The organism is Aeromonas sp. 600276, assembly GCF_049175815.1.
Taxonomy (GTDB): Bacteria; Pseudomonadota; Gammaproteobacteria; order Enterobacterales; family Aeromonadaceae; genus Aeromonas; species Aeromonas dhakensis.
On sequence record NZ_JAAKVU010000008.1, the window covers coordinates 77622 to 99435 of the forward strand.

Sequence of the window (21814 nt, forward strand, 5' to 3'; positions counted from 1 at the left end):
AGATGGACAATCCGCCTGATTTCATGGCGCAGTGGGATTACAAGGACCCCGCCGCCAGTGCCCTGCGTTTTCATGCTCTGCTGCCCGAGGCGCGCGCCGCCGCCGACCTGCAATACGAGCTGGAACTGCTCACCCAGATAGCCCGCACCCATTCGCTGCAACGCCAGTTTGCCGAGGCGCACCAGCTGCTCGACGAGATAGAGCCCCGCCTCACCGAAGCGACCCCGCGGGCCCGCCTGCGCGCCCTGCTGGAGCGCGGCCGCACCTTCAACTCCGCCGGCGACAAGGCCAGCGCCAGGACGCTGTTTGAACAGGCGTGGCAGCTTGGGCTCAAGCACAAGGAGCTCTATCTCGCCATCGATGCGGCCCACATGGTGGCCATCGCCGCCCCGCTGGAGGAGCAGAGCCGCTGGCATCAGCTGGCGATGGAGCTGGCGGAGCGCAGTCAGGATCCAAAGGTGCGCGGCTGGCTCGCCACCCTCTACAACAATCAGGGTTGGACCCTGTTCGAACTGGGCCGGCTGGAAGAGGCCCGCCAATGTCAGCAAAAATGCCTGGCCTGGCACGAGCAGCACAACAATCAGGCCAAGGCCTTTATCGCCCGCTGGAGTCTGGCCCGCCTGAGCCGGGCTCAGGGGCAACACGAGCAGGCCCGGGCCGAGCTGACCCAGCTGAAGGACGACATGGCTGCCGCCGGTGCGCCCGAGGATGGCTATGTGTTCGAAGAGCTGGGGGAAAATGCGCTGGCGCTGGATGATCCGGCCGCCGCCGAATACTTCGCCCGTGCCTGGTTTCTGCTGTCGCAGGATCGCTGGCTCAAGGCCAACGAGGCAGAGCGGCTGGCCAGACTCAAGACGCTGGGCAAGCTCTAGTCAACCATCGTCAGAAACGCAGCGGGGCGGCCAATGGGCCGCCCCGCACGCTTCATCCCCCAAAGGGTAACCCCAGGACGTCAGACCAGGCTCGCCTCCTCCCAGCTCTGTTTCTTGCGATAGATGGTGGAGGGGCTGATCTCCAGCAGGGCCGCCGCCTTGGGAATGTTGCCGTCACAGCTGGCGATGGCCTGCTCTATGGTCTCTTTTTCCACCAGCCAGAGCGGGCGGATCGGGGCATTGGACATCACAGGCTCGGCGCTGCCGACCGGCGCCGGTGCGGATACCGCCAGCGGCAGCCCCCCCCGGCTGCCATTGAGGGGCGGCGGCAAGATGTCAGGGCTCACCAGCTCGCGGTCGTTGAGCACCACTATGTTGCGCACTACGTTCTGCAGCTCGCGCACGTTGCCGGGCCAGGGGTAGTCGAGCAGCACCCGCGCCGCCTCGGCATCGAAATCCTTGAAACGCTTGCTCTCTTCCTTGGCGTAACTCTGCAACAGGTTGCGCGCCAGCAGCAGTATGTCCTCGCCCCGCTCGCGCAGCGGCGGCAGGCTCAGCGGGATCACGTGCAGCCGGTAGTAGAGATCCTCGCGAAAACGCCCTGCTTTCACCTCCACCAGGGGATCCCGGTTGGTGGCGCAGACGAAGCGCACGTCCACCGTCTCCAGCTTGCCGCTGCCGACCCGCTGCAGGGTGCCAGTCTGGATGAAGCGCAGCAGCTTGCTCTGCAGGTCGAGATCCATCTCGCAGATCTCGTCGAGGAACAGGGTGCCGCCGTCAGCCAGGCTGGCCGCCCCCTTGCGATCCCCCTGGGCGCCGGTGAACGACCCCTTCACGTGACCGAAGATCTCGCTCTCCATCAGGTCGTGGGGAATGGCGGCGCAGTTGAGGGCGATGAAGGGTTGCTCCCGGCGCGGGCTGCACTGGTGGATGGCCTCGGCGCACACCTCCTTGCCGGTGCCGCTCTCGCCGGTGATGAACACGGTCGCCTTGCTCGGCGCCGCGCTCTCTATGATGCGATAGACCGCCTGCATCGGCATGGAGGCGCCGATGAAACCGGCAAACGAGCTGCGCTCGAAGTTCTCCCGGTACTGGGCCACCAGCGAGCTGAGCTGCTGGTGCTTGAAGGCGTTGCGGACGGTGGCGCACAGCCGCTTGCCATCGAACGGCTTGGTCAGAAAGTCGAAAGCGCCGAGCCGCATCGCCTCCACCGCCACGTCCACCGAGCCGTGGGCGGTGATCACCACCACCGAGCAGGGCAGCTGCTGTTCAGTGATCTGCTGCAGAATGTCCATGCCGGACATGTCGGGCAGCTCGAGATCCAGCAGCACCACGGGGGGCGGGCTGCTCAGCAGCTGGGCCAGGGCCTGCTGGCCGCAGTCAGCCCCCAGCACCTCATAGCCATCCTGGGCCAGATACTGTTCATAGACCACTGCCAGACTGCGGGTATCTTCCACCAGCAGGACTCGGGGTTTGCTTTCCGCCACGGCGCCATCCTTGCAATTGATTTTGTTGTCTATTTCGCCATCTTAGCACAGTTGGCGACTCTCTCTTTTATCCCGCCATTCGGCAGGATATACAAGCAAAAACGGCTCCCTAAGGAGCCGTTTTTTCAACGCGGGCCGTTTACTTCTTGGCGTTCTCGCCATCGGCAGCCGGCTTCTCGATGGCCAGCAGCTCAACGTCGAACACCAGCACGGCGTTGGCCGGGATGGAGCCTGCACCGTGCTCGCCATAGGCCAGCTTGGACGGCAGGAAGAACTTGAACTTGGAACCAACCGGCATCAGCTGCACACCTTCGGTCCAACCCGGGATCACCTGGTTGAGCGGGAAGGTGGCCGGCTCGCCGCGATCGACGGAGCTGTCGAACTTGGTGCCGTCGGTCAGGGTACCGGTGTAGTGTACCTTGACGATGTCGGTGGCCTTCGGCTTGGCGCCGGTACCCATCTTCTCGACCTGGTATTGCAGGCCGGATTCGGTGCTCTTCACGCCCTCTTTCTTGGCGTTGGCGGCCAGGTACTCTTCACCCTTCTTCAGGTTTTCCACCGCATCCTTGTCAGCTTTGGCCTTGGTCAGCTCGTTGATCTTGGCATCGTATTGCTGCAGAACCTTCTGGATATCCTCGTCGGTCATCTTGGCTTCTTTGCCCAGACCGTCGGTGACGCCCTTCAGGATCACGGCATTGTCCAGCTTGATGCCGAGCTCCTGCTGGCGCTCCAGGGTATTGGCGATATAACGACCCATGGAGAGGCCAATTGCATAGCCGGATTGCTCTTCAAAGCTCTTGGCTTCAGCCTTGGGGGCCTCTGCCGGCTTGCTGGCTTCTGCCTTGACCTCTGCGGTATTCGCAGCAGTCTTCTCGTCTTTTTGGCAAGCAGTCAGACCTACGGCAACCGCCGCAGCCAACAGGGACACCTTCAGAAAATTGTTCATCAGTTTCTCCAAAACTCTAAATACCGCTCTCGGTTCCTTCGTGAAATGAGAGGTTTATCGTGATAAGCGCCTTATACTAACGCCGTGATCGCAGGTAACGAAAGCATGAGACAGGAAAAATGATAAAAAGTGCCATTTATCTCGTCGCGGTTTGCCTGATACTGACAGGCTGCGAACAGAGCTCATCGCCGGACCGGCAACTGACCCTCGCCAGCCAGGGGCTGCTGAGCGCCGATCTGGCCAGTGACGGCAAGCAGGCCATCGTCTCCAGCCTGGGCCAGGGCACGGTAGTGTGGGACCTGGAGCAGGACAAGGAGCGCTGGCGCTGGCGCCAGTCCGACAATCCGGACGACTTCGTCATCATTACTCGCTTCTCGGCGGACAACAGCCACGCCGTGACCGCCAGCCTGAATACCTTCGGGATCTGGCGCCTCAAGGATGGCCAGTCCCAAGGCTACTATTCGCTTCCTGAATCCAGGCTGAGGGACATCGCCCTCTCCGCCGACGGTCGCCAGGTGCTGATCGGCCGGGAGGACGGCAAGGCGGAGGTGGTGGACACCCGCACCGGCCGCAGATTGCAATTCCTCGGCCACACCGAGCAGGTCAACACAGTCGACATCTCCCCCAACGGCCGTTACGCCCTCACCGGCGGCAACGACTACAGCGCCTACCTGTGGGATACCCGCAGCGGCCAGGTGGTGTGGCGCTTCAACCACGCCGGCCGGGTGGTATTGGCCAGGCTCGACCCGAGCGGACGGCTCGCCTTCACCGCCGACAGCCGCCAGGCCAGCATCTGGGATCTGACAACCGGCAAGGAGCTGAGCCGGCTGCAATTCGACCACCGCTTCGAGGTCTACACCACGGCGCGCTTTGCCAACGACGGCAAGTGGCTCATCACCGGCGCCCCCTCCCGCCAGCTCTCCCTGTGGCAGGTGAGCGACGGCAGCCTGCTGCAGAGCTGGCGCGTCTCGCCCCATCCCAAGGTGAAACCACCGAGCGCAGTGGTCTACGGCGTGGCTTTGCGCGACAATAGCCACCTTGTCAGCGCCAGCTCCAGCGGCCTGGCCGAAATCTGGACTATCAAGTAAGGACCAAAAGGCCCATGAGTCAGCAATTAAACGATCGCCTCGAAACCCTGGAAAGCCGCCTCGCCTTCGCCGAATACACGGTGGAGCAGCTCAACGAGGAGGTCACCACCCAGGGGCGCGAGCTGGATCGGCTCAAGCATCGGATCCAGCTGCTGGTGGACAAGCTGCAGAGCGTGCAGCCAAGCCAGATCGCCAGCATGGCCGAAGAGACCCCGCCGCCGCACTACTGAGTGCGCAGCCATAAAAAAACCCGCGCCAGGCGCGGGTTTTTTTATCATCGGCAATGCCGTGATCAGTGCTGATGGCCCTTGCCACCGCAACCGCCGCCACCGCAGCAGCCGCCGTGACCATGGTCGTCGCCGTGGTCATGACCGTGATCGTGGCCGTGATGGCCACCGCCGCAGCAACCGCCGTGTTCATGGTCGTGACCATGATCGTGGTCGTGGCCATGATCGTGACCGCAACCACCGGCACCGTGCACGTGGCCGTGGGCCAGCTCTTCGGCAGTGGCGGCGCGCACGTCCTTGATCTCGACCTTGAAGCCCAGGGTCACGCCGGCCAGCGGATGGTTGCCATCCACCTTGACGAACTCTTCGGACACTTCGACCACGGTCACCGGACGGTGACCTTCGTCGGTCTCGGCCACAAAAGTATCCCCTTCAGACACTTCCATGCCGTCGAACAGCTCGCCCGGCACTTCTTGCACCAGGTTCTCGTCGTACTCGCCATAGGCCTGGCTCGGCGTCAGGGTGACGTCGAACGCCTCGCCCACGCTGCGCCCTTCCAGCTCGGCTTCGAGGCCAGAGACCAGATAACGGGTACCGTGCAGATACACCAGAGGCTCTTTACCGACAGTGGTGTCGATGACTTCACCGTGTTCGTCGGTGACCGTGTATTCCAGCGTAACCACGCTCAGGGGAGCTACTTTCATGTCAGGGATCCTGCGGATAGAAAAAAACGGGCCCAGAATACCTCAAAAAGGCAGACAAGCATATGGTGGGCCCGGCTCAGTCGTGATGAAAAAGCCAGCAGGGGATGGCAATGCAAAGCCACCCGCCATCCCGTTGGCCGGCACTCATGGGAGTGAGCGGCGCGCTGGCCCGTGCAGGCCGGCGGCCGCCATCAGTCCGAGGGATAGGCACAGTCCGCGCTCTGCCCCTCCATTATTCCGGGCGAAACACCCCGATCACCTGCTCGGTCTCGCGGGTTACCTTGGCCACCTCGGCCTCGGTCTGCACCTGGGTATCCCCGCACTCGACGCAGGTCACCTTCTCGACTCCATGCTCCATATACAGCATCATGGTGTCCATTTTGCCGCACGCCGGGCAGACAGCCCCGGCAATGAAGCGTTTTTTACGTCTGGTTTCCATTTTCGTTACCTCCGGGCAGCATCATATCAGGGTTTTTACATGCATCACGCCATCGAACATCAGCATTTTTTCACCCCCCATCTGCAAGTCGGCGTTCGCAAACGCGTGCCGGCAGGGCAACTGCTGCGGATTGCACGGGGTGCGGCGCTGCTGCGACTCGGCGCCCATGAGCTGCTGCTGACGGCGGGAAGCCACTTCTGGCTCTGTGCCGATGCCCTGGCCGCGTTCAGCCCGCTGGCGGGCTGCCGTTACGATCTGCTGACCTGCTCGGTGCGTGTCGACCAGCCCGCCCAGGCGGGCTGGCTGCAACCCGGCCCGCTGCTGGATCCCCTGTTCGACAGCCTGGCCGACTGGCAGCGCCCCCGCGACTGGCACGGCGCCTACGGTCACCGGCTGCAGGTGCTGCTGGATGAGCTGCAGGGCTGCCCCATCCAGTCGCAGGCGGATGTTGGGCTGCAGACCGCCTGGCAGGGTCTGGCCGCTGGCCAGGCTGGCGGCAACGAGGCATGGCAGCAGGCGCTGGCGCAGCGCGGCCTCAACGAGCCGGCACTGGCGGCCGATGCCCTGCGGGCGCAGTGGCAGCTGCTGCAGGCGGTGCGTCTGCTCAAGAGCGGCAGCAAGGCTCCTCAGGTGGCGAGCAAGCTCGGTTACGAGGATGAGCGCGCCCTCGATCGCGCCAGCCAGCAGTGGCTCGGCTGCCCGCTGGCGACCCTGCTCGCGGTCTGACCGCCCCCTCGCAGCTCGGCCCCCGGCGCTTCGCAACAGGGCGGATCGCCGCAATAAATGGATGAAATGAGTCCAGTTTTACGGCAAACGGTCGTTAATAACGGAAGGGCCATTTCTCCTATAATCCTTTATGCTAGGGGCCTGAATCGACTGATACCGTTTTGACTCACAGGACATCTGCCATGAAAAGCAAGGCCAACCAATCCCAGGGCATGTTGCTGTTTCATCTCTCGGCCAAGCAATCCTTCGCCATCGGCACCCTCAAGGTAAAAGAGATAGTGCCCTACACCCAGCTGACGGCCATGCCGCACTCGCACCCGACCGTGCTCGGCGCCGCCAGCATGCGTGGCACTACCATCCCGGTGATCGACATGGCCATGGCGGTGGGTTATCGCCCGATCAGCCAGGAAGAGATGCCACACTGCTTCATCATCATCACCGACTGCCGCCGCACCCTGGTGGGCTTTCTGGTGCGCGGCATCGACAAGATCACCGAATGCAACTGGCGCGACATAGCGCCGCCCCCCGCCTCCCTCGGTCACAACGTGTTCGTGACCGGCGTGACCCGGGTCAATGACCAGCTGATCCAGCTGCTGGACGTGGAGCTGATCCTCTCCCGGGTCTACCCGGACGACCCCAGCCACCTCTACCCGGTGCTGACCGACGTGCAGCGGGAGCGGATCAAGCCGATGCGGATCCTGCTGGTGGATGACTCCTCGGTCGCCCGCCGCCAGCTGATGGCGGCGCTGGACTACATCAACATCCCCTACGAGGTGTGCACCAACGGCAAGGATGCGTTGACCCTGATGCAGACCCGGGCCGCCCAGAAGACCCCCATCGACATCCTGGTGAGCGACATCGAGATGCCGGGGCTGGACGGCTACGAGCTGGCCTTCGAGGTGCAGAGCGACGCCAAGCTGGCGGGAGCCTACATCATCCTGCACACCTCGCTCTCGAGCGAGATCAGCGTGGAGCGGGCCCACCAGGTGGGTGCCCACGAGGCGCTGACCAAGTTTGAAGCCAACGAGCTGATCCAGGCCATGCTGCGCGGTGCCGAGCACCACGACAGCCTGCCGGCCTGATCTCGACGGCGGGCAGCCCGGCTGCTCGCCGTTTCCTTTTCTGTCCCGGACCCAGCATGCTGATCGAAAGTCACTTCCACGCCCCCTGGTGGGCGCGCAATCCCCATCTGCAAACCATTTTGCCCAAGTGGCTGCGCCGCCAACCGGCCCGCTTCGTGGCCGAGCGCTTCGAGCTGGCGGACGGCGACTTCGTCGATCTCGCCTGGAGCGGCGAGATCAGCCGGGATGAGCGACCGCTCATCGTGCTGTTTCACGGGCTGGAGGGAAGTATTCACTCCCACTATGCCAAGGGGCTGTTCGCCCACCTGCAACGCCAGGGCAACGAGGCGGTACTGATGCACTTTCGCGGCTGCAGCGGCGAGCCGAACCGGCTGCTGCAGGCCTATCACTCCGGTGCCATCGAGGATGCCCAGGCGGTGATCGCCGAGCTCGGCCGCCGCTTTCCCGGCAAGCCGCTCATCGCCATCGGCTATTCGCTGGGGGGCAACATGCTGGTCAATCTGCTGGCGCGCGCCTGCCCGCGCGAGCTGAAGGCGGCGGTGGTGATCTCGGCGCCGCTGCGGCTGGACAGCTGTGCCGATCGGGTTAATCAGGGCTTCTCGCGGGTTTATCAGCGTTATCTGCTGGGCACCATGCGCCACAACCTGCAGCAGAAGATCCGGCGGCAAGCGGCGGCCAGCGCCCGCTGGCAGCCGCAGCAGGTGCGCGCCATCGCCACCCTGCGCGACTTCGACGAGCAGGTCACGGCGCCACTGCACGGTTTTGACAGCGCCGATCACTACTACCAGCGCTGCTCGGGCCTGGGGATGCTGGCTCAGATCCCCATCCCCACCCTGGTGATCCACGCCGCCGACGATCCCTTCATGACCGAGGCGGTGATCCCGCAGGCGGAGCAACTCTCCCCCATGGTGCGTTACGAGTTGAGCCGGCGGGGCGGCCACGTGGGCTTCCTGCATGGCACCCCCTGGCGGCCAAGATTCTGGCTGGAGGAGCGGATTAGCCAGTGGCTGCAGGAGCAGACTCAAGGTACGGGCCGGTAGCCATGGCGGCCGCTCTCTCACCTCATCGGCGGGCGGCCAGATAAATCCCTTGCGCTGGCCGACCACAGATAGACAATACCCGCTCTCTGGTAACGGAAGATGAAACCATGATAATCCCCTGGCAAGAGCTGGATGCAGACACCCTCAACAACCTGCTCGAGCACTTCGTGCTGCAGGAAGGCACCGAGTATGGCGAACAGGATGTCAGTCTGGCCGACAAGGTCGACGATGTCAGAGCTCAGCTGCAGCAGGGCGTGGCGGTGATCGTGTACAGCGAGCTGCACGAGAGCGTGAACATAGTGCCCAAGGCGACCCTCGACAGGGCGCAGGTGGACGACCTACCGCAATAGCCTGCCCATCGCCGTGGCGGGCCTGCCACCCTGGCCGCCCTTCTCCCTGTCTGTTCCCGCCGGATCTCCCCGCCCCCGATAAAACAACATGGCCCTGCGCAACTGCGCAGGGCCATGTTGACTGGCATTGCTGCCACCTTGCCAAATCTTGTTCATGCCTGTTCTGCAAACACCTTGCGCCCCTGGCGCGGCCTGTCCTCTCTCCCCGATAGCGGATAACGACAAGGGTGACCGCAATAATTAAGCGCCGGGTTATATCGACAAAATAGAATAAATAAAGTGAAGCGGTTCACAATATTAAATTATGATGACAAAACTCGCCCTCCCCATAAAAATAGTGAGAGCAATATCTCGCTTCAGCCAATATCCAGCAGATTAATCCGCCACACAGCTGATTATTGATGGCGGCCCAATATGACAAGATGTTATTTCATTACCGATTCACCCCGGCCGATGGCGTAATAATGGAACCCATGATCTTTCATGCGACCCGGATCAAACAGATTGCGACCATCCACGATCAGGGGGCGCTTCAACGCCTGCTTGATGGCGGCAAAGTTGGGAGCCTTGAAGTGGTTCCACTCGGTGCAGATCACCAGGGCATCCGCACCAAACAGGGCGGCCTCCTTGGTGCCCATCAAGCGCAGCTTGTCGCAGTTGCCGTAGATCTGCTGGGCCTCCTGCATCGCCTCGGGATCATAGGCCTGCACGGTCGCACCGGCCTGCCACAACGCCTCCATCAGGGCCCGGCTCGGCGCCTCGCGCATGTCGTCGGTGTTGGGCTTGAACGCCAGCCCCCACAGGGCGATGGTCTTGCAGGCCAAGGTCTCCCCTTCGGAGCGGAAGAACGCTAACAGCAGCTGAAACAGCCGCGACTTTTGCAATTCATTGACCCGCTCCACCGCCCGGATCAGCGGCGTGTCGTACTCCAGCTCCTGGGCCGTGGCCAGCAAGGCTTTGACATCCTTGGGAAAACAGGAGCCGCCATAGCCACAACCCGGGTAGATGAACTGATAGCCGATGCGCTGATCCGAGCCTATCCCCTGGCGCACCATCTCGATGTCGGCGCCGACCCGCTCGGCCAGCCCGGCCATCTCGTTGATGAAGCTTATCTTGGTGGCCAGCATGCAGTTGGCGGCGTACTTGGTCAGCTCGGCGCTGCGCACATCCATGAACAGGATGCGGTCGTGGTTGCGGTTGAACGGCTCGTAGAGCTCGCGCATCAGCTGGCGGGAGGCCTCGTTGGCGGTGCCCACCACGATGCGATCCGGCCGCAGGCAATCCTGGATGGCGGAGCCCTCTTTCAGAAATTCGGGGTTGGAGACCACATCGAAGGCGAACGACTGATCCCGCTGCTGCAGGATGGCGTTGACCCTGGCGGTCACCTTGTCGGCGGTGCCCACCGGCACGGTCGACTTGTTGACTATGATGACGGGCCGATCGCGATACTGGGCGATGGTCTCGGCCACCGTCAGCACGTGGCTGAGATCGGCGGAACCATCTTCCCCCGGTGGCGTCCCCACCGCCAGAAACTGCACATCGCCGTGTTTGACGGCCAGCACGGCATCCGTGGTGAACACCAGGGAGCCGCTCTTGATGTTGCGCTGCAGCAGGGTGTCGAGCCCGGGTTCATAGATAGGGACATGACCGTCCATCAGGGCAGCCACCCGCTGTTCATCGACATCGACACAGATGACCTGGTGACCGACGTCGGCCAGCACGGTGGCCTGAACCAGGCCCACGTAGCCACTTCCAAATACAGTAATGTTCATATTGATACAACCAGAATGTCAGAGAATTTGTAATTTGGAAAAACAGTAGGTTTGGGGGGTTATAAATATTTATCACACTACCTAAGATGTCCGCACCAGTTAATTGTTACCAGCTGTTTCTGGACCATTGCAGGCCCGCTTTTATATCCGTATGTTGAGTAAAACAGTTTGGGGGAGCCCAATTTAATGGGCACTGATTAATATTCTTTGTTGGATCTCATATGCAAGATTTTCTGCCATTTTCACGGCCAGCCATGGGCGATGCCGAGATAAGTGCTGTCTGTGATGTATTGAAATCGGGCTGGATCACCACGGGCCCGAAGAATCATGAACTGGAGCAGCAATTCTGCCATACCTTCGGCTGCCAGCATGCCGTCGCCCTCTGCTCCGCCACCGCCGGCATGCACGTCACCCTGATGGCGCTGGGCATTGGCCCGGGAGACGAGGTGATCACCCCCTCCCAGACCTGGGTCTCCACCATCAACATCATCACCCTGCTGGGGGCCGAGCCGGTCTTCGTCGACGTGGACCCGGATACCCTGATGACCAGCGCCGAGCTGATCGCCCCGCTCATCACCGCCAGGACCAAGGCCATCATCCCGGTGCACTATGCCGGCGCCCCCATCGACCTGGACCCCATCCTCGAGCTGGCCGGCCGGCACGGCATTCCGGTCATCGAAGATGCCGCCCACGCGGTCGGTAGCCGCTATCGGGAGCGCTGGATCGGCGCCAGCGGCACCGCCATCTTCTCCTTCCACGCCATCAAGAACATGACCTGCGCCGAAGGGGGCATGCTGGTGACCGACGACAAGGCGCTGGCAGACAAGGTGCGGATGCTCAAATTCCACGGCCTGGGCGTGGATGCCTTTGATCGCATGAGCCTGGGCCGCAAGCCGCAGGCGGAGGTGATCACCCCGGGCTTCAAGTACAACCTGGCCGACATCAACGCCGCCATCGCCCTGGTGCAGCTGGCACGCCTGCCCGAGCTCAATGCGAAACGGGCCGAACTGGTGACCCGCTACCAGGAGCGGCTGGCCGGTCTGCCGCTGGCCCCCCTCGCCGTGCCGGGCTACCCACACCTGCACGCCTGGCACCTATTCATGGTGCGGGTCGACCCCGAGCGCTGCGGCCTCGATCGGGATCAGCTGATGCAGGCGCTGCAGGAGCGCGGCATCGGCACCGGTCTGCACTTTCGGGCAGCCCATACCCAGAAGTACTACCGCGAACGCTACCCGACCCTCAGCCTGCCCCATACCGAGTGGAACTCCTCACGCCTGTGCACCCTGCCACTCTTCCCGGACATGACGCTGGCCGACGTTGACCGCGTGGTCGCGGCACTTATCGACATATTGGAGTAACCAAACGTGAACAACACTGACATCAAGCTGGTTTCGGTGGTCATCCCCGTCTACAACGAGGAGGCCAGCCTGCCCGTGCTGCTGAGCCGGGTCACCGCCGCCTGCGATCAGCTGTCGCAGGATTACGAAGTGATCCTCATCGACGACGGCAGCCACGACGGCTCCACCGAGCTCATCAGCGAAGCCGCCGCCCGCGAGGACAGCAAGCTGGTCGGGGTGCTGCTCAACCGCAACTACGGTCAACATGCCGCCATCATGGCCGGCTTCGAGACCGCCAAGGGGGATCTGGTGATCACCCTGGATGCGGATCTGCAGAACCCGCCGGAGGAGATCCCCCGCCTGGTAGAAGCCGCCATGCAGGGCTACGACGTGGTGGGCACCATGCGCCGCAACCGCCAGGACTCCTGGTTTCGCAAGACCGCCTCCAAGCTCATCAACAAGTCGGTGCAAAAGGCCACCGGCGTGCACATGAGCGACTACGGCTGCATGCTGCGCGCCTATCGCCGCCACATCATCGACGCCATGCTCTGCTGCCAGGAGCGCAGCACCTTCATCCCCATCCTGGCCAACAGCTTCGCCCGCCGCACCATAGAGCTGGAAGTGGGCCATGCCGAGCGGGCCCACGGAGAGTCCAAATACGGGCTGATGCACCTCATCAACCTGATGTATGACCTGGTCACCTGCATGACCACCACCCCGCTGCGTCTGCTCAGCATCGTCGGCAGCGTGGTGGCGGGTATTGGTTTCGTCTTCTCCATCCTGCTGATCCTGATGCGCCTGGTAATGGGCGCCGACTGGGCCGCCGATGGCGTATTCACCCTCTTTGCCATTCTCTTCACCTTTGTCGGCGTGCAGCTGCTGGGCATGGGGCTGCTGGGAGAGTACATAGGCCGCATGTACACAGACGTGCGCGCCCGTCCCCGCTACTTCATCCACCGGATCGTGCGCACCGCCACCACCCCTCCGCAACAGGAAGCTGAACAATGAAAGTCGTCGTCTTTGCTTATCACGATATCGGTTGCACCGGCATCGAGGCCCTGCTCGAGGCAGGCTACGAGATCCAGGCCGTCTTCACCCACGCCGACGATCCGGGCGAGAACCGCTTCTTCGGCTCGGTCGCCCAGCTCTGCGCCGAGCACAACCTGCCGGTCTACTCCCCCGAGGACGTGAACCACCCGCTCTGGATCGAGCGCATCCAGGAGCTGGCGCCCCAGGCCCTCTTCTCCTTCTACTACCGCAACATGCTCAAGCAGGCGATCCTCGACATCCCGACCGTCGGCGCCTTCAACCTGCATGGCTCCCTGCTGCCCGCCTACCGCGGCCGCGCGCCCATCAACTGGTGCCTGGTCAACGGCGAGACCGAGACCGGCATCACCCTGCACCAGATGACCGCCAAACCCGATGCCGGCGCCATCGTCGCCCAGCAGGGGGTGACCATTGCCGACGACGACACCGCGCTGACCCTGCACGGCAAGGTGTGCCTCGCCGCCCGGGCGCTGCTGGAGCAGGAGCTGCCCAAGCTGCGCGCCGGCGACATCCGCCTCACCCCGCAGGATGAGAACAAGGCCAGCTACTATGGCCGCCGCACCCCGGCCGATGGCGAGCTGCACTGGCACCGCCCGGCCCGCGAACTGCACAACCTGGTGCGCGCCGTCACCCAGCCCTACCCGGGCGCCTTCAGCTTCGCCGGCGATCGCAAGCTGACGGTGTGGAAGAGCCACTGGCTGGCCCAGCAGAGCGACAAGCAGCCGGGCACCATCCTGAGCCAGGAGCCGCTGCGCATCGCCTGCGGTGAAGGAGTGCTGGAGATCCTGGCCGGTCAGGCCGAAGGGGGGCTCTATGTGCGCGGCGCCCAGCTGGCCCGTGAACTGGGGCTGGTGGAAGGGATGAAGATCGGCGCCAAGGCGAGCAATGCCCTGCGCAAGGCGCGGCTGACCCGGGTGCTGATCCTCGGCGTCAACGGCTTCATCGGCAACCACCTGACCGAGCGCCTGCTCCAGGATGGCGGCTACGAGGTCTATGGCCTCGACATCGGCTCCAGCGCGGTGGATCGCTTCATCGGTCACCCCAACTTCCACTTCGTGGAGGGGGACATCAGCATCCACACCGAGTGGATCGAGTATCACATCAAGAAGTGCGACGTGATCCTGCCGCTGGTGGCCATCGCCACCCCCATCGAGTACACCCGCAACCCGCTGCGCGTGTTCGAGCTCGACTTCGAGGAGAACCTCAAGATCGTCCGCTACTGCGTGAAGTACCACAAGCGCATCATCTTCCCCTCCACCTCCGAGGTGTACGGGATGTGCGACGATCACAGCTTCGATGAAGACAGCTCCCGCCTCATCGTCGGCCCCATCAACAAGCAGCGCTGGATCTACTCGGTCTCCAAGCAGCTGCTGGACCGCGTCATCTGGGCCTACGGCAAGAAGGAGGGGCTCAACTTCACACTGTTCCGTCCCTTCAACTGGATGGGGCCGCGTCTGGACAGCCTGGACTCCGCCCGCATCGGCAGCTCCCGCGCCATCACCCAGCTGATCCTCAACCTGGTGGACGGCACCCCGATCCAGCTGGTGGACGGTGGCGCCCAGAAGCGCTGCTTCACCGACATCGAGGACGGCATCGAGGCCCTGTTCCGCATCATCGAGAACAAGGGGAACCGCTGCGACGGCCAGATCATCAACATCGGCAACCCGGACAACGAGGCCAGCATCCAGCAGATGGCCGAGATCCTGCTCGCCAAGTTCGAGGCTCACCCGCTGCGCGACCAGTTCCCGCCGTTCGCCGGCTTCAAGCTGGTGGAGAGCAAATCCTTCTACGGCGACGGCTATCAGGACGTCTCCCACCGCCGGCCGAGCATCGCCAATGCCCGCCGCCTGCTGGACTGGGAACCGACCATCGAGATGGAAGAGACCATAGGCAACACCCTGGACTTCTTCCTGCAAGGGGCGGTCACCACGGGAGTCGAGCATGACTGAGGTGGGTCTGCGGATCGACGTCGATACCTTCAGGGGGACCCGTGACGGGGTGCCCCGCCTGCTGCAACTGCTCGACAAGCATCAGGTCAAGGGGAGCTTCTTCTTCTCGGTCGGACCGGACAACATGGGGCGCCACTTGTGGCGCCTGCTAAAACCCCGCTTTCTACTCAAGATGCTGCGCTCCAACGCAGCATCCCTCTATGGGCTGGACATCCTGCTGGCCGGCACCGCCTGGCCCGGCAAGTCCATCGGCAAGCAGCTCGGCTCCCTGATGCGCGACACCGACAGCGCCCGTCACGAGGTAGGGCTGCACGCTTGGGATCACCACGGCTGGCAGGCCAACACCGGCCGCTGGGACGAAGCCGAGCTGATTCGTCAGACCCGGCTAGGGGTGGATGCACTCAACCAGATCCTGGGGCGCGAAGTGGACTGCTCCGCCGCCGCCGGCTGGCGGGCCGACCCGCTCACCACCCAGGCCAAGGAGCAGTTCGGCTTTCGCTACAACAGCGACTGTCGCGGCAGCGGCCTGTTCCGGCCCCTGCTGCAGGACGGTCGCCCCGGCACCCCGCAGATCCCGGTCAACCTGCCCACCTTCGACGAGGTGGTGGGCCATCAGGTGACGGTCGACGGCTTCAACCGTTTCCTGCTAGATCAGCTGGCGACCCCGCCGGCGCAGGGCCCCCACGTCTACACCATCCACGCCGAAGTGGAAGGGATCGTGATGGCGGATCAGTTCGATGCCCTGCTCGGCGAAGCCAGGGCGCGCGGCACCCGCTTCGTGCCGCTCGGGGATCTGTTACCATCCGACCCGACCACGCTGCCGACCGGCCGGCTGGTACGCGGCACCCTGCCCGGGCGGGAGGGCTGGCTCGGCTGCAAGGCCGAGGCCTGAGATGCCTGAGATAAATGACGCCACCTCGGGTGGCAGGACTAACCATCGCGCTAATCACACCATGCAACAGAGGATGTCATGACGTTGACCAAGTGGGCCCTGCCCCTGTTCTTTCTCTTCTTTTACCTGCTGCCGCTCGACCAGCGGCCGCTCTGGAGCCCGGACGAAAACCGCTACGCCGAGATAAGCCGGGAGATGGTGAGCACCGGAGACTGGGTGGTCCCCCACTTCCTGGGCCTGCGCTACTTCGAGAAACCCATCGCCGGCTACTGGTTCAACAGCATCAGCCAGCAGCTGTTCGGTGACACCAACTTCGCCGTGCGCTTCGCCTCGGCGGCCGCCACCGGCCTCAGCGCCGTACTCATCTTCTGGTTCGCCCTGCAGCTTTGGCAGTGCCGGCGCAAGGCGTTCCTCGCCGGGCTCATCTATCTGTCGCTGCTGATCGTCTACGGCATCGGCACCTACAGCGTGCTGGACGCCATGGTGACCCTCTGGCTCAACGCCGCCATGGTGAGCTTCTACATCATCCGCAAGGAGGGCTCCCTTGCCAGCCGGGTCGGCGGCTATCTGCTGTTCGGCCTCGCCTGCGGCATGGGCTTTCTCACCAAGGGCTTCATCGCCCTGGCGGTGCCCGTGGTGGTCATAGTGCCCTACGTTATCTATCAGCGCCGCCTGCTCGAGCTGGTGCGCTTCGGGCCGCTGGCCATCCTGAGCGCGGCCCTGCTGGCAGCCCCCTGGGCCATCGCCGTGCACCTGCGCGAGCCGGACTACTGGCACTACTTCTTCTGGATTGAGCACATCCAGCGCTTCGCCGCCGACAACGCCCAGCACAAGGCGCCGTTCTGGTACTACCTGCCCATGGGGCTGCTCGGCACCCTGCCCTGGCTCGGCCTGCTGCCCGGCGCCCTGCGCAAGGGCTGGCAGGAGCGCAAGATAAACCCGGAGACCCTCTACCTGCTGGCCTGGGTGGTGTTGCCCTTCCTCTTCTTCAGCGTGGCCAAGGGCAAGCTGCTCACCTACATCCTGCCCTGCTTCGCCCCGCTGGCCATGCTGATGGCCGCCAGCGCCGTCGATCTGCTCAAGGAGGGGAAAGAGCGGGCCTTCAAGGTCAACGCCTGGCTGAACGGCCTGTTCGGCCTCATCTGCCTGATCGTGCTGGCGGTGCTGGCCTTCTCCCCCCGCCACGCCGTCTACGGCGAGGAGGATCACGGTGCACTGGCGGTGGCCATGGTGATCTTCGCCGGCTGGAGTCTGCTTGGCTTCGTTCAGCTCAAGGCCATCAACCAGCGTTGGACCCTGAGCGCGCTCTGCCCCATGGTGCTGGCCATCGGCCTGCCCTGGGCACTGCCGCAATCGCTGATCGACTCCAAGCTGCCGGAGCGCTTCATCGAGGCCAACCAGGCCGTGCTGATGAAGTCAGGCACCCTGCTGGCCAACGACGTCGGGCTGGCCTCCTCCCTCGCCTGGGGCACCCGGCGCAGCGAGATCAACCTGTTCGACAGCAAGGGGGAGGTCCATTACGGCCTCGGCTACCCGGATGCAGCGGGGCGCTACGTGGCCCGCGCCGACTTCCCGGCCTGGCTGGCACAGGCGCGTAAAAATGGCCAGGTGGCCCTGCTGATGAAGACGGATCGCGACGGCAACACCGGGCCCGTGCCCCCCGCCGACGAGACCATCGTCAGCCACCGGCTGACCCTGCTCATCTACCACGGGGCCCAGTGATGGACATACTGCTGCTGTTGCTGGTGTGCCTGCTGACCTGCAGCGGCCAGATGCTGCAAAAGCAGGCGGTCATCAGCTGGCAGCGCCGCCCCTGCAACCACTGGCAGAAGCTGCGTTCCCCCTGGCTCATCGCCAGCGTGGCGGCCCTCGGCAGCGGCATGCTGCTCTGGATCTACCTGCTGCAACGGCTGCCGCTCGGCATGGCCTACCCCATGCTCAGCATCAATCTGGTGCTGGTACTGGTGGGCTCCAGACTGTTCTTTCACGAGCAGATCAGCTACCACAACTGGCTGGGGGTGGGGGCCATCATAGTGGGCGCCCTGCTGCTGGGAGGTTTGCTATGAGCGGCGGCCATCAGCAGGCGCTGAAGGGGTATCTCTACGTGCTCGGCAGCATAGTGCTGGTGACGGTGGCCCAGCTCGGCATGAAGTGGGGGGCGATCCAGTTGCCGGCCTGGCAGCCGGATCTTGCCGTGATGCTGGCCCATCCGCTGCCTCTACTGGTGATCCTGGCCGGGGTGGGCTGCTACGCCCTGTCGCTGCTCTGCTGGCTGGCGGCGCTGCACTCCACCCCGCTCAACATCGCCTACCCCCTGCTCAGCACCAGCTATGCGCTGGTCTACCTGCTGGCGGTCAACATTCCGCTCTTCGCCGAGCCGCTGGAGCCGGGCAAGGCGCTCGGGGTGCTGTTTATCCTGCTGGGGGCCGTGCTGGTGGGGATCAAGCCTGCGGCCAGCAACAAGCAGGCAGACTAGTTTTTCTCTTGTTTATCGCAAGGGCTGCCATGGCAGCCCTTTTTTGTCTGCCGCCGATGCTGGCACGCCAGAGAAGCGGTTGCGCGGCGGTACTGTCAGACCGCACACTTGACCGTACTCGGAACATGCCCTTATAACGGAAACTCCCAAGGAAGAGAGAATTCTATGTCGGCCAAGCATCCCATCATTGCGGTTACCGGTTCGTCCGGTGCCGGCACCTCCACCTCCACCATCGCCTTTCGCTCCATGTTTCATCAACTCGGATATCAGGCGGCCGTGGTGGAAGGGGACAGTTTTCACCGCTACACCCGCCCGGAAATGGACGTGGCGATCCGCAAGGCGCGCGAACAGGGGCGCCACATCAGCTATTTCGGACCCGAGGCGAACGACTTCGGCCTGCTGGAGAGCTTCTTCCAGGAGTACGGCCAGAACGGCAGCGGCCAGTATCGGCGCTACCTGCACAGCTTCGACGAGGCGGTGCCCTTCAACCAGATGCCGGGCACCTTCACCCCCTGGCAGAACCTGCCGAACGACACCGACCTGCTGTTCTATGAGGGGCTGCACGGCGGCGTGGTCACCGAGGATCACAACGTGGCCCGCCACGTGGACTTTCTCATCGGGGTGGTGCCCATCGTCAACCTGGAGTGGATCCAGAAGCTCATTCGCGACACCTCGGAGCGCGGCCATTCGCGCGAAGCGGTCACCGACTCCATCGTCCGCTCCATGGATGATTACATCAACTTCATCACTCCCCAGTTCTCCCGCACCCACATCAACTTCCAGCGGGTGCCGACGGTGGATACCTCCAACCCCTTCAGCGCCAAGGTGATCCCGAGCCTGGACGAGAGTATGCTGGTGATACGGTTTCGCGGCATCAAGCAGGTGGACTTCCCCTACCTGTTGTCGATGATCGACGGGTCCTTCATGTCGCGGATGAACACCATAGTGGTGCCGGGCGGCAAGATGGGCTTCGCAATGGAGCTGATCCTGCGCCCGCTGATCCAGCAGCTGCTCGAAACCGGCAAGATCACCTGAGCCAAGGAGCTGACGATGCGGTTAGCATTTATCTCTGTGGGATTGGCCGCCCTGCTGGGCGGCTGCAGCAGCGGCCCCGCTGCACCGACCCTGGAGGCGGGCACCATGGTGGTGCGCCCGGCGGCCAGCTGGCCGTTCGGGGCGACGCCGCGCTATGCGCTGGCCGAGCAGTTCCAGTATGCCGGCGACAGCGCCGAGGGCTGGCTGGAGCCGGTCCAGCAGGCGGTCAACCAGGCGCTGGGCAGCAAGGGGTGGCAGAGCGTGCCCCTCGACGAGGCCGACCTTTGGGTCGCCATCGGGGTGGCCGGCAGCAAGGATCTGAGCGACGGCGAGATCTTCGCCCGCCTCGGCATGACGCCCGGGCTACAGGCCAAGGCCGATGCCCGCAAGGGAACCCTGGCCATAGTGCTGCTCGACCGGCGTACCCAGCAGGCGGTGTGGAGCAGCGCCATCTCCCTGGCCAGCGACGTGGCCATCGCCGAAGGGGATCGCCAGCAGCTGAGCCGGCAGCTGGCCGCCAAGATGCTCGACTCCCTGCCCACCCGCTGATCCCTTCCTTTGAATGCAAAACGGCCTGCATCAAGCAGGCCGTTGCGATCACACCATGACAGTCACTTGCGCTGGCAAGTCAGCAGGGTTACCCCTTTCTGGCTGAGGATGGCCTGCTTCTCCTGGTTCCAGAAGGTGGTGACACCGTCGGAATACTTGGCACCGGACTCCGCCTCGACCCGGCCCAGCTTGTGGTAGACGCCGGCATAGGGGAACTGCACCATGTCGGCCTGGGCGTCATAGGTCACGGCCAGCATCTCTTCACCACACTGGTACTGGCTGAACTGGTATTGGGTCGGCTGCGGCATGCTGCAAGCCGCCAGTCCCAGCAGGGGGAGCAACACTATCATTTTTTTCATTGCACTTTCCTTATGTCATGGCGTTATTCGATCGGAATAATCACGGCTATCAGGCTTCAACAATTTGATAACTATGGGTAATTTCTACCGCTTTTTCCAACATCAGGGAAACTGAACAATATTTTTCCATCGACAGATCCACCGCACGGGCCACCTGTTTCTCGGCCAGCCCCTTGCCGGTTACCACGAAGTTGAGGTGGATTTTCTCGAACACCCGCGGCACCGAGTCAGCCCGCTCTCCGGCCAGCTCCACATGACAGGCGGTCACGGATTGACGCGCCTTCTCCAGAATGGAGACCACATCAATTGAGCTGCAACCACCCACCGCCAGCAGGATCATCTCCATCGGGCTGGCACCCTCGCCGGGGTTGGCGCCGTCCAGGATCACCTGGTGACCGGACTCACTCTCGCCCACAAACTTCATGCCTTCCACCCAGCTGACCTTGGCTTTCATTTCACTTTTCCTCTTGATGACGACAGATCTGACCGACATAGCATACCCCAGACGGCGCGACAGCGGCACATATCCGCCATTTTCACGAACTTCCGGGCTAACTAGATCAAAATCAACATCTGATGCCCCCAGCTTCCTTACAATGGCGAACGGAGCGCAGCAGGGGTTGCAAGGGGAGCTGGCAAAAGCCCTCAAAGCCTTGTCAGCACAGACAAAGGCTCTTATCCTACTGCGACTAATACAAGGAATGGCAAGGTTGGCAGCTTGCCCGGACGCACGAGTCCATAAAAAGACACTACAGAGGAATTCTCATGGTCATTGGCAAACCGCAAAGCGATCCCACCCTGGAATGGTTCTTGTCGCACTGCCACATTCATAAGTATCCCGCCAAGAGCACCCTGATCCACGCGGGTGAGAAGGCGGAAACCCTCTACTACATCGTCAAGGGCACTGTGGCCGTCTTGATCAAGGACGATGAAGGCAAGGAGATGATCCTCTCCTATCTGAACCAGGGCGACTTCCTGGGTGAGATGGGTATGTTCGAGGAGAACGAGAATCCCGAGCGTTCCGCCTGGGTGCGTGCCAAGGGCTCCTGCGAAGTGGCCGAGATCTCCTACAAGAAGTTCCGCCAGCTGATCCAGGTCAACCCGGAAATCCTGATGCGCCTCTCCGGCCAGATGGCCAAGCGGCTGCAGCACACCAGCCAGAAGGTCGGCAACCTCGCCTTCCTGGACGTGACCGGCCGGATCGCCCAGACCCTGCTGAACCTGGCCAAGCAGCCGGATGCCATGACCCACCCGGACGGCATGCAGATCAAGATCACCCGTCAGGAGATAGGCCAGATCGTCGGCTGCTCCCGCGAGACCGTCGGCCGGATCCTCAAGATGCTCGAAGAGCAGGAGCTGATCTCCGCCCACGGCAAGACCATAGTGGTGTTCGGCACCCGCTGATCCCCGCTACTGGCGGCCCCGCACTGGGCCGCC

General features: G+C 63.2%; 24 protein-coding genes. 17 read left to right on the forward strand and 7 right to left on the reverse strand.

Annotated features, from left to right (window positions below):
- Window positions 1–2 precede the first annotated feature (2 nt).
- The gene (locus G5134_RS10105; RefSeq protein ID WP_421231990.1) at window positions 3–872 is read left to right on the forward strand and encodes a tetratricopeptide repeat protein; all 870 of its coding nucleotides are present in this window, start codon (window positions 3–5) and stop codon (window positions 870–872) included.
- 80 nt (window positions 873–952) lie between these two features.
- Here the strand turns inward: G5134_RS10105 and G5134_RS10110 are convergent, their stop codons facing one another.
- Together G5134_RS10110 and fkpA are read right to left on the reverse strand one after the other, a co-directional pair.
- A complete protein-coding gene (locus tag G5134_RS10110; protein ID WP_421231991.1) occupies window positions 953–2359 on the reverse strand; it encodes a sigma-54-dependent transcriptional regulator in 1407 nt (468 codons plus the stop codon).
- Between the two features lie 139 nt (window positions 2360–2498).
- Window positions 2499–3305, reverse strand: coding sequence for an FKBP-type peptidyl-prolyl cis-trans isomerase (gene fkpA / locus G5134_RS10115; protein WP_005303977.1), 807 nt, complete (start codon window positions 3303–3305; stop codon window positions 2499–2501).
- Between the two features lie 119 nt (window positions 3306–3424).
- Here fkpA and G5134_RS10120 point away from each other — a divergent pair, with 119 nt between their 5' ends.
- The gene (locus tag G5134_RS10120) at window positions 3425–4393 is read left to right on the forward strand and encodes a WD40 repeat domain-containing protein (protein ID WP_017784365.1); all 969 of its coding nucleotides are present in this window, start codon (window positions 3425–3427) and stop codon (window positions 4391–4393) included.
- 14 nt (window positions 4394–4407) lie between these two features.
- Window positions 4408–4623, forward strand: a complete 216-nt coding sequence (locus G5134_RS10125; protein ID WP_005303987.1) for a SlyX family protein — start codon at window positions 4408–4410, stop codon at window positions 4621–4623.
- A 62-nt stretch (window positions 4624–4685) separates the two neighbouring features.
- Here the strand turns inward: G5134_RS10125 and G5134_RS10130 are convergent, their stop codons facing one another.
- Entirely contained in the window at window positions 4686–5324 is a 639-nt protein-coding gene (locus G5134_RS10130) for an FKBP-type peptidyl-prolyl cis-trans isomerase (RefSeq protein ID WP_005303992.1), read from the reverse strand.
- A 232-nt stretch (window positions 5325–5556) separates the two neighbouring features.
- Window positions 5557–5763 (reverse strand): YheV family putative zinc ribbon protein, encoded by a 207-nt coding sequence (locus tag G5134_RS10135; RefSeq protein ID WP_010634894.1) that lies wholly within the window; start codon window positions 5761–5763, stop codon window positions 5557–5559.
- Between the two features lie 39 nt (window positions 5764–5802).
- Here G5134_RS10135 and G5134_RS10140 point away from each other — a divergent pair, with 39 nt between their 5' ends.
- From G5134_RS10140 to G5134_RS10155, 4 genes are all read left to right on the forward strand, one after another.
- Complete coding sequence (locus tag G5134_RS10140; protein ID WP_421231992.1) at window positions 5803–6489, forward strand: hypothetical protein; 687 nt, start codon at window positions 5803–5805, stop codon at window positions 6487–6489.
- Window positions 6490–6671: 182 nt separating this feature from the next.
- Window positions 6672–7571 carry a chemotaxis protein gene (locus G5134_RS10145; RefSeq protein ID WP_005304001.1) on the forward strand — a complete coding sequence of 300 codons (900 nt, stop codon included), beginning with the start codon at window positions 6672–6674 and terminating at the stop codon, window positions 7569–7571.
- Window positions 7572–7627: 56 nt separating this feature from the next.
- On the forward strand, window positions 7628–8611 hold the full coding sequence (locus tag G5134_RS10150; RefSeq protein ID WP_324039864.1) for a hydrolase: 984 nt from the start codon (window positions 7628–7630) through the stop codon (window positions 8609–8611).
- A 107-nt stretch (window positions 8612–8718) separates the two neighbouring features.
- Window positions 8719–8961 (forward strand): YheU family protein, encoded by a 243-nt coding sequence (locus G5134_RS10155; protein WP_005304010.1) that lies wholly within the window; start codon window positions 8719–8721, stop codon window positions 8959–8961.
- 425 nt (window positions 8962–9386) lie between these two features.
- Here the strand turns inward: G5134_RS10155 and G5134_RS10160 are convergent, their stop codons facing one another.
- A complete protein-coding gene (locus G5134_RS10160; RefSeq protein ID WP_421231993.1) occupies window positions 9387–10733 on the reverse strand; it encodes a UDP-glucose dehydrogenase family protein in 1347 nt (448 codons plus the stop codon).
- Window positions 10734–10954: 221 nt separating this feature from the next.
- Here G5134_RS10160 and arnB point away from each other — a divergent pair, with 221 nt between their 5' ends.
- The 9 genes from arnB (at window position 10955) to G5134_RS10205 (ending at window position 20018) form a co-directional block, all read left to right on the forward strand.
- On the forward strand, window positions 10955–12091 hold the full coding sequence (gene arnB / locus G5134_RS10165) for a UDP-4-amino-4-deoxy-L-arabinose aminotransferase (RefSeq protein ID WP_065018684.1): 1137 nt from the start codon (window positions 10955–10957) through the stop codon (window positions 12089–12091).
- Between the two features lie 6 nt (window positions 12092–12097).
- On the forward strand, window positions 12098–13078 hold the full coding sequence (gene arnC, locus G5134_RS10170) for an undecaprenyl-phosphate 4-deoxy-4-formamido-L-arabinose transferase (RefSeq protein ID WP_065018683.1): 981 nt from the start codon (window positions 12098–12100) through the stop codon (window positions 13076–13078).
- Window positions 13075–15066, forward strand: a complete 1992-nt coding sequence (gene arnA, locus G5134_RS10175; RefSeq protein ID WP_065018682.1) for a bifunctional UDP-4-amino-4-deoxy-L-arabinose formyltransferase/UDP-glucuronic acid oxidase ArnA — start codon at window positions 13075–13077, stop codon at window positions 15064–15066. The genes arnC and arnA overlap by 4 nt, the downstream gene beginning before the upstream one ends.
- Window positions 15059–15958, forward strand: a complete 900-nt coding sequence (gene arnD / locus G5134_RS10180; RefSeq protein ID WP_065018681.1) for a 4-deoxy-4-formamido-L-arabinose-phosphoundecaprenol deformylase — start codon at window positions 15059–15061, stop codon at window positions 15956–15958. The genes arnA and arnD overlap by 8 nt, the downstream gene beginning before the upstream one ends.
- 78 nt (window positions 15959–16036) lie before the next feature.
- Window positions 16037–17680 carry a lipid IV(A) 4-amino-4-deoxy-L-arabinosyltransferase gene (arnT, locus tag G5134_RS10185; RefSeq protein WP_017787716.1) on the forward strand — a complete coding sequence of 548 codons (1644 nt, stop codon included), beginning with the start codon at window positions 16037–16039 and terminating at the stop codon, window positions 17678–17680.
- Window positions 17680–18024 carry an EamA family transporter gene (locus tag G5134_RS10190; protein ID WP_017787715.1) on the forward strand — a complete coding sequence of 115 codons (345 nt, stop codon included), beginning with the start codon at window positions 17680–17682 and terminating at the stop codon, window positions 18022–18024. Before arnT ends, G5134_RS10190 begins: the two co-directional genes overlap by 1 nt.
- Window positions 18021–18434, forward strand: a complete 414-nt coding sequence (gene arnF / locus G5134_RS10195) for a 4-amino-4-deoxy-L-arabinose-phosphoundecaprenol flippase subunit ArnF (protein WP_065018680.1) — start codon at window positions 18021–18023, stop codon at window positions 18432–18434. The genes G5134_RS10190 and arnF overlap by 4 nt, the downstream gene beginning before the upstream one ends.
- Window positions 18435–18599: 165 nt before the next feature.
- Complete coding sequence (locus G5134_RS10200) at window positions 18600–19469, forward strand: phosphoribulokinase (RefSeq protein WP_010634905.1); 870 nt, start codon at window positions 18600–18602, stop codon at window positions 19467–19469.
- A gap of 15 nt (window positions 19470–19484) precedes the next feature.
- Window positions 19485–20018 carry a DUF4136 domain-containing protein gene (locus G5134_RS10205; RefSeq protein ID WP_010634906.1) on the forward strand — a complete coding sequence of 178 codons (534 nt, stop codon included), beginning with the start codon at window positions 19485–19487 and terminating at the stop codon, window positions 20016–20018.
- A gap of 62 nt (window positions 20019–20080) precedes the next feature.
- On the opposite strand, the gene G5134_RS10210 is transcribed toward G5134_RS10205, so the two are convergent.
- Together G5134_RS10210 and G5134_RS10215 are read right to left on the reverse strand one after the other, a co-directional pair.
- Complete coding sequence (locus G5134_RS10210; RefSeq protein ID WP_017763891.1) at window positions 20081–20377, reverse strand: MliC family protein; 297 nt, start codon at window positions 20375–20377, stop codon at window positions 20081–20083.
- Between the two features lie 49 nt (window positions 20378–20426).
- Window positions 20427–20831 carry an OsmC family protein gene (locus tag G5134_RS10215; RefSeq protein WP_005304045.1) on the reverse strand — a complete coding sequence of 135 codons (405 nt, stop codon included), beginning with the start codon at window positions 20829–20831 and terminating at the stop codon, window positions 20427–20429.
- A 311-nt stretch (window positions 20832–21142) separates the two neighbouring features.
- Here G5134_RS10215 and crp point away from each other — a divergent pair, with 311 nt between their 5' ends.
- Window positions 21143–21781: a cAMP-activated global transcriptional regulator CRP gene (gene crp, locus G5134_RS10220; RefSeq protein ID WP_005304048.1), complete on the forward strand. Its 639-nt coding sequence runs from the start codon at window positions 21143–21145 to the stop codon at window positions 21779–21781.
- Window positions 21782–21814: the final 33 nt, after the last annotated feature.

Bases quoted from the DNA above. Each gene is read 5' to 3' on its own strand.
- G5134_RS10105 (WP_421231990.1), top strand. From the start codon at position 3: ATGGACAATCCGCCTGATTTCATGGCGCAGTGGGATTACAAGGACCCC.
- fkpA (WP_005303977.1), bottom strand. From the start codon at position 3,305: ATGAACAATTTTCTGAAGGTGTCCCTGTTGGCTGCGGCGGTTGCCGTA.
- G5134_RS10120 (WP_017784365.1), top strand. From the start codon at position 3,425: ATGATAAAAAGTGCCATTTATCTCGTCGCGGTTTGCCTGATACTGACA.
- G5134_RS10125 (WP_005303987.1), top strand. From the start codon at position 4,408: ATGAGTCAGCAATTAAACGATCGCCTCGAAACCCTGGAAAGCCGCCTC.
- G5134_RS10130 (WP_005303992.1), bottom strand. From the start codon at position 5,324: ATGAAAGTAGCTCCCCTGAGCGTGGTTACGCTGGAATACACGGTCACC.
- G5134_RS10135 (WP_010634894.1), bottom strand. From the start codon at position 5,763: ATGGAAACCAGACGTAAAAAACGCTTCATTGCCGGGGCTGTCTGCCCG.
- G5134_RS10140 (WP_421231992.1), top strand. From the start codon at position 5,803: ATGCATCACGCCATCGAACATCAGCATTTTTTCACCCCCCATCTGCAA.
- G5134_RS10145 (WP_005304001.1), top strand. From the start codon at position 6,672: ATGAAAAGCAAGGCCAACCAATCCCAGGGCATGTTGCTGTTTCATCTC.
- G5134_RS10150 (WP_324039864.1), top strand. From the start codon at position 7,628: ATGCTGATCGAAAGTCACTTCCACGCCCCCTGGTGGGCGCGCAATCCC.
- G5134_RS10155 (WP_005304010.1), top strand. From the start codon at position 8,719: ATGATAATCCCCTGGCAAGAGCTGGATGCAGACACCCTCAACAACCTG.
- G5134_RS10160 (WP_421231993.1), bottom strand. From the start codon at position 10,733: ATGAACATTACTGTATTTGGAAGTGGCTACGTGGGCCTGGTTCAGGCC.
- arnB (WP_065018684.1), top strand. From the start codon at position 10,955: ATGCAAGATTTTCTGCCATTTTCACGGCCAGCCATGGGCGATGCCGAG.
- arnA (WP_065018682.1), top strand. From the start codon at position 13,075: ATGAAAGTCGTCGTCTTTGCTTATCACGATATCGGTTGCACCGGCATC.
- arnD (WP_065018681.1), top strand. From the start codon at position 15,059: ATGACTGAGGTGGGTCTGCGGATCGACGTCGATACCTTCAGGGGGACC.
- arnT (WP_017787716.1), top strand. From the start codon at position 16,037: ATGACGTTGACCAAGTGGGCCCTGCCCCTGTTCTTTCTCTTCTTTTAC.
- G5134_RS10190 (WP_017787715.1), top strand. From the start codon at position 17,680: ATGGACATACTGCTGCTGTTGCTGGTGTGCCTGCTGACCTGCAGCGGC.
- arnF (WP_065018680.1), top strand. From the start codon at position 18,021: ATGAGCGGCGGCCATCAGCAGGCGCTGAAGGGGTATCTCTACGTGCTC.
- G5134_RS10200 (WP_010634905.1), top strand. From the start codon at position 18,600: ATGTCGGCCAAGCATCCCATCATTGCGGTTACCGGTTCGTCCGGTGCC.
- G5134_RS10205 (WP_010634906.1), top strand. From the start codon at position 19,485: ATGCGGTTAGCATTTATCTCTGTGGGATTGGCCGCCCTGCTGGGCGGC.
- G5134_RS10210 (WP_017763891.1), bottom strand. From the start codon at position 20,377: ATGAAAAAAATGATAGTGTTGCTCCCCCTGCTGGGACTGGCGGCTTGC.
- G5134_RS10215 (WP_005304045.1), bottom strand. From the start codon at position 20,831: ATGAAAGCCAAGGTCAGCTGGGTGGAAGGCATGAAGTTTGTGGGCGAG.
- crp (WP_005304048.1), top strand. From the start codon at position 21,143: ATGGTCATTGGCAAACCGCAAAGCGATCCCACCCTGGAATGGTTCTTG.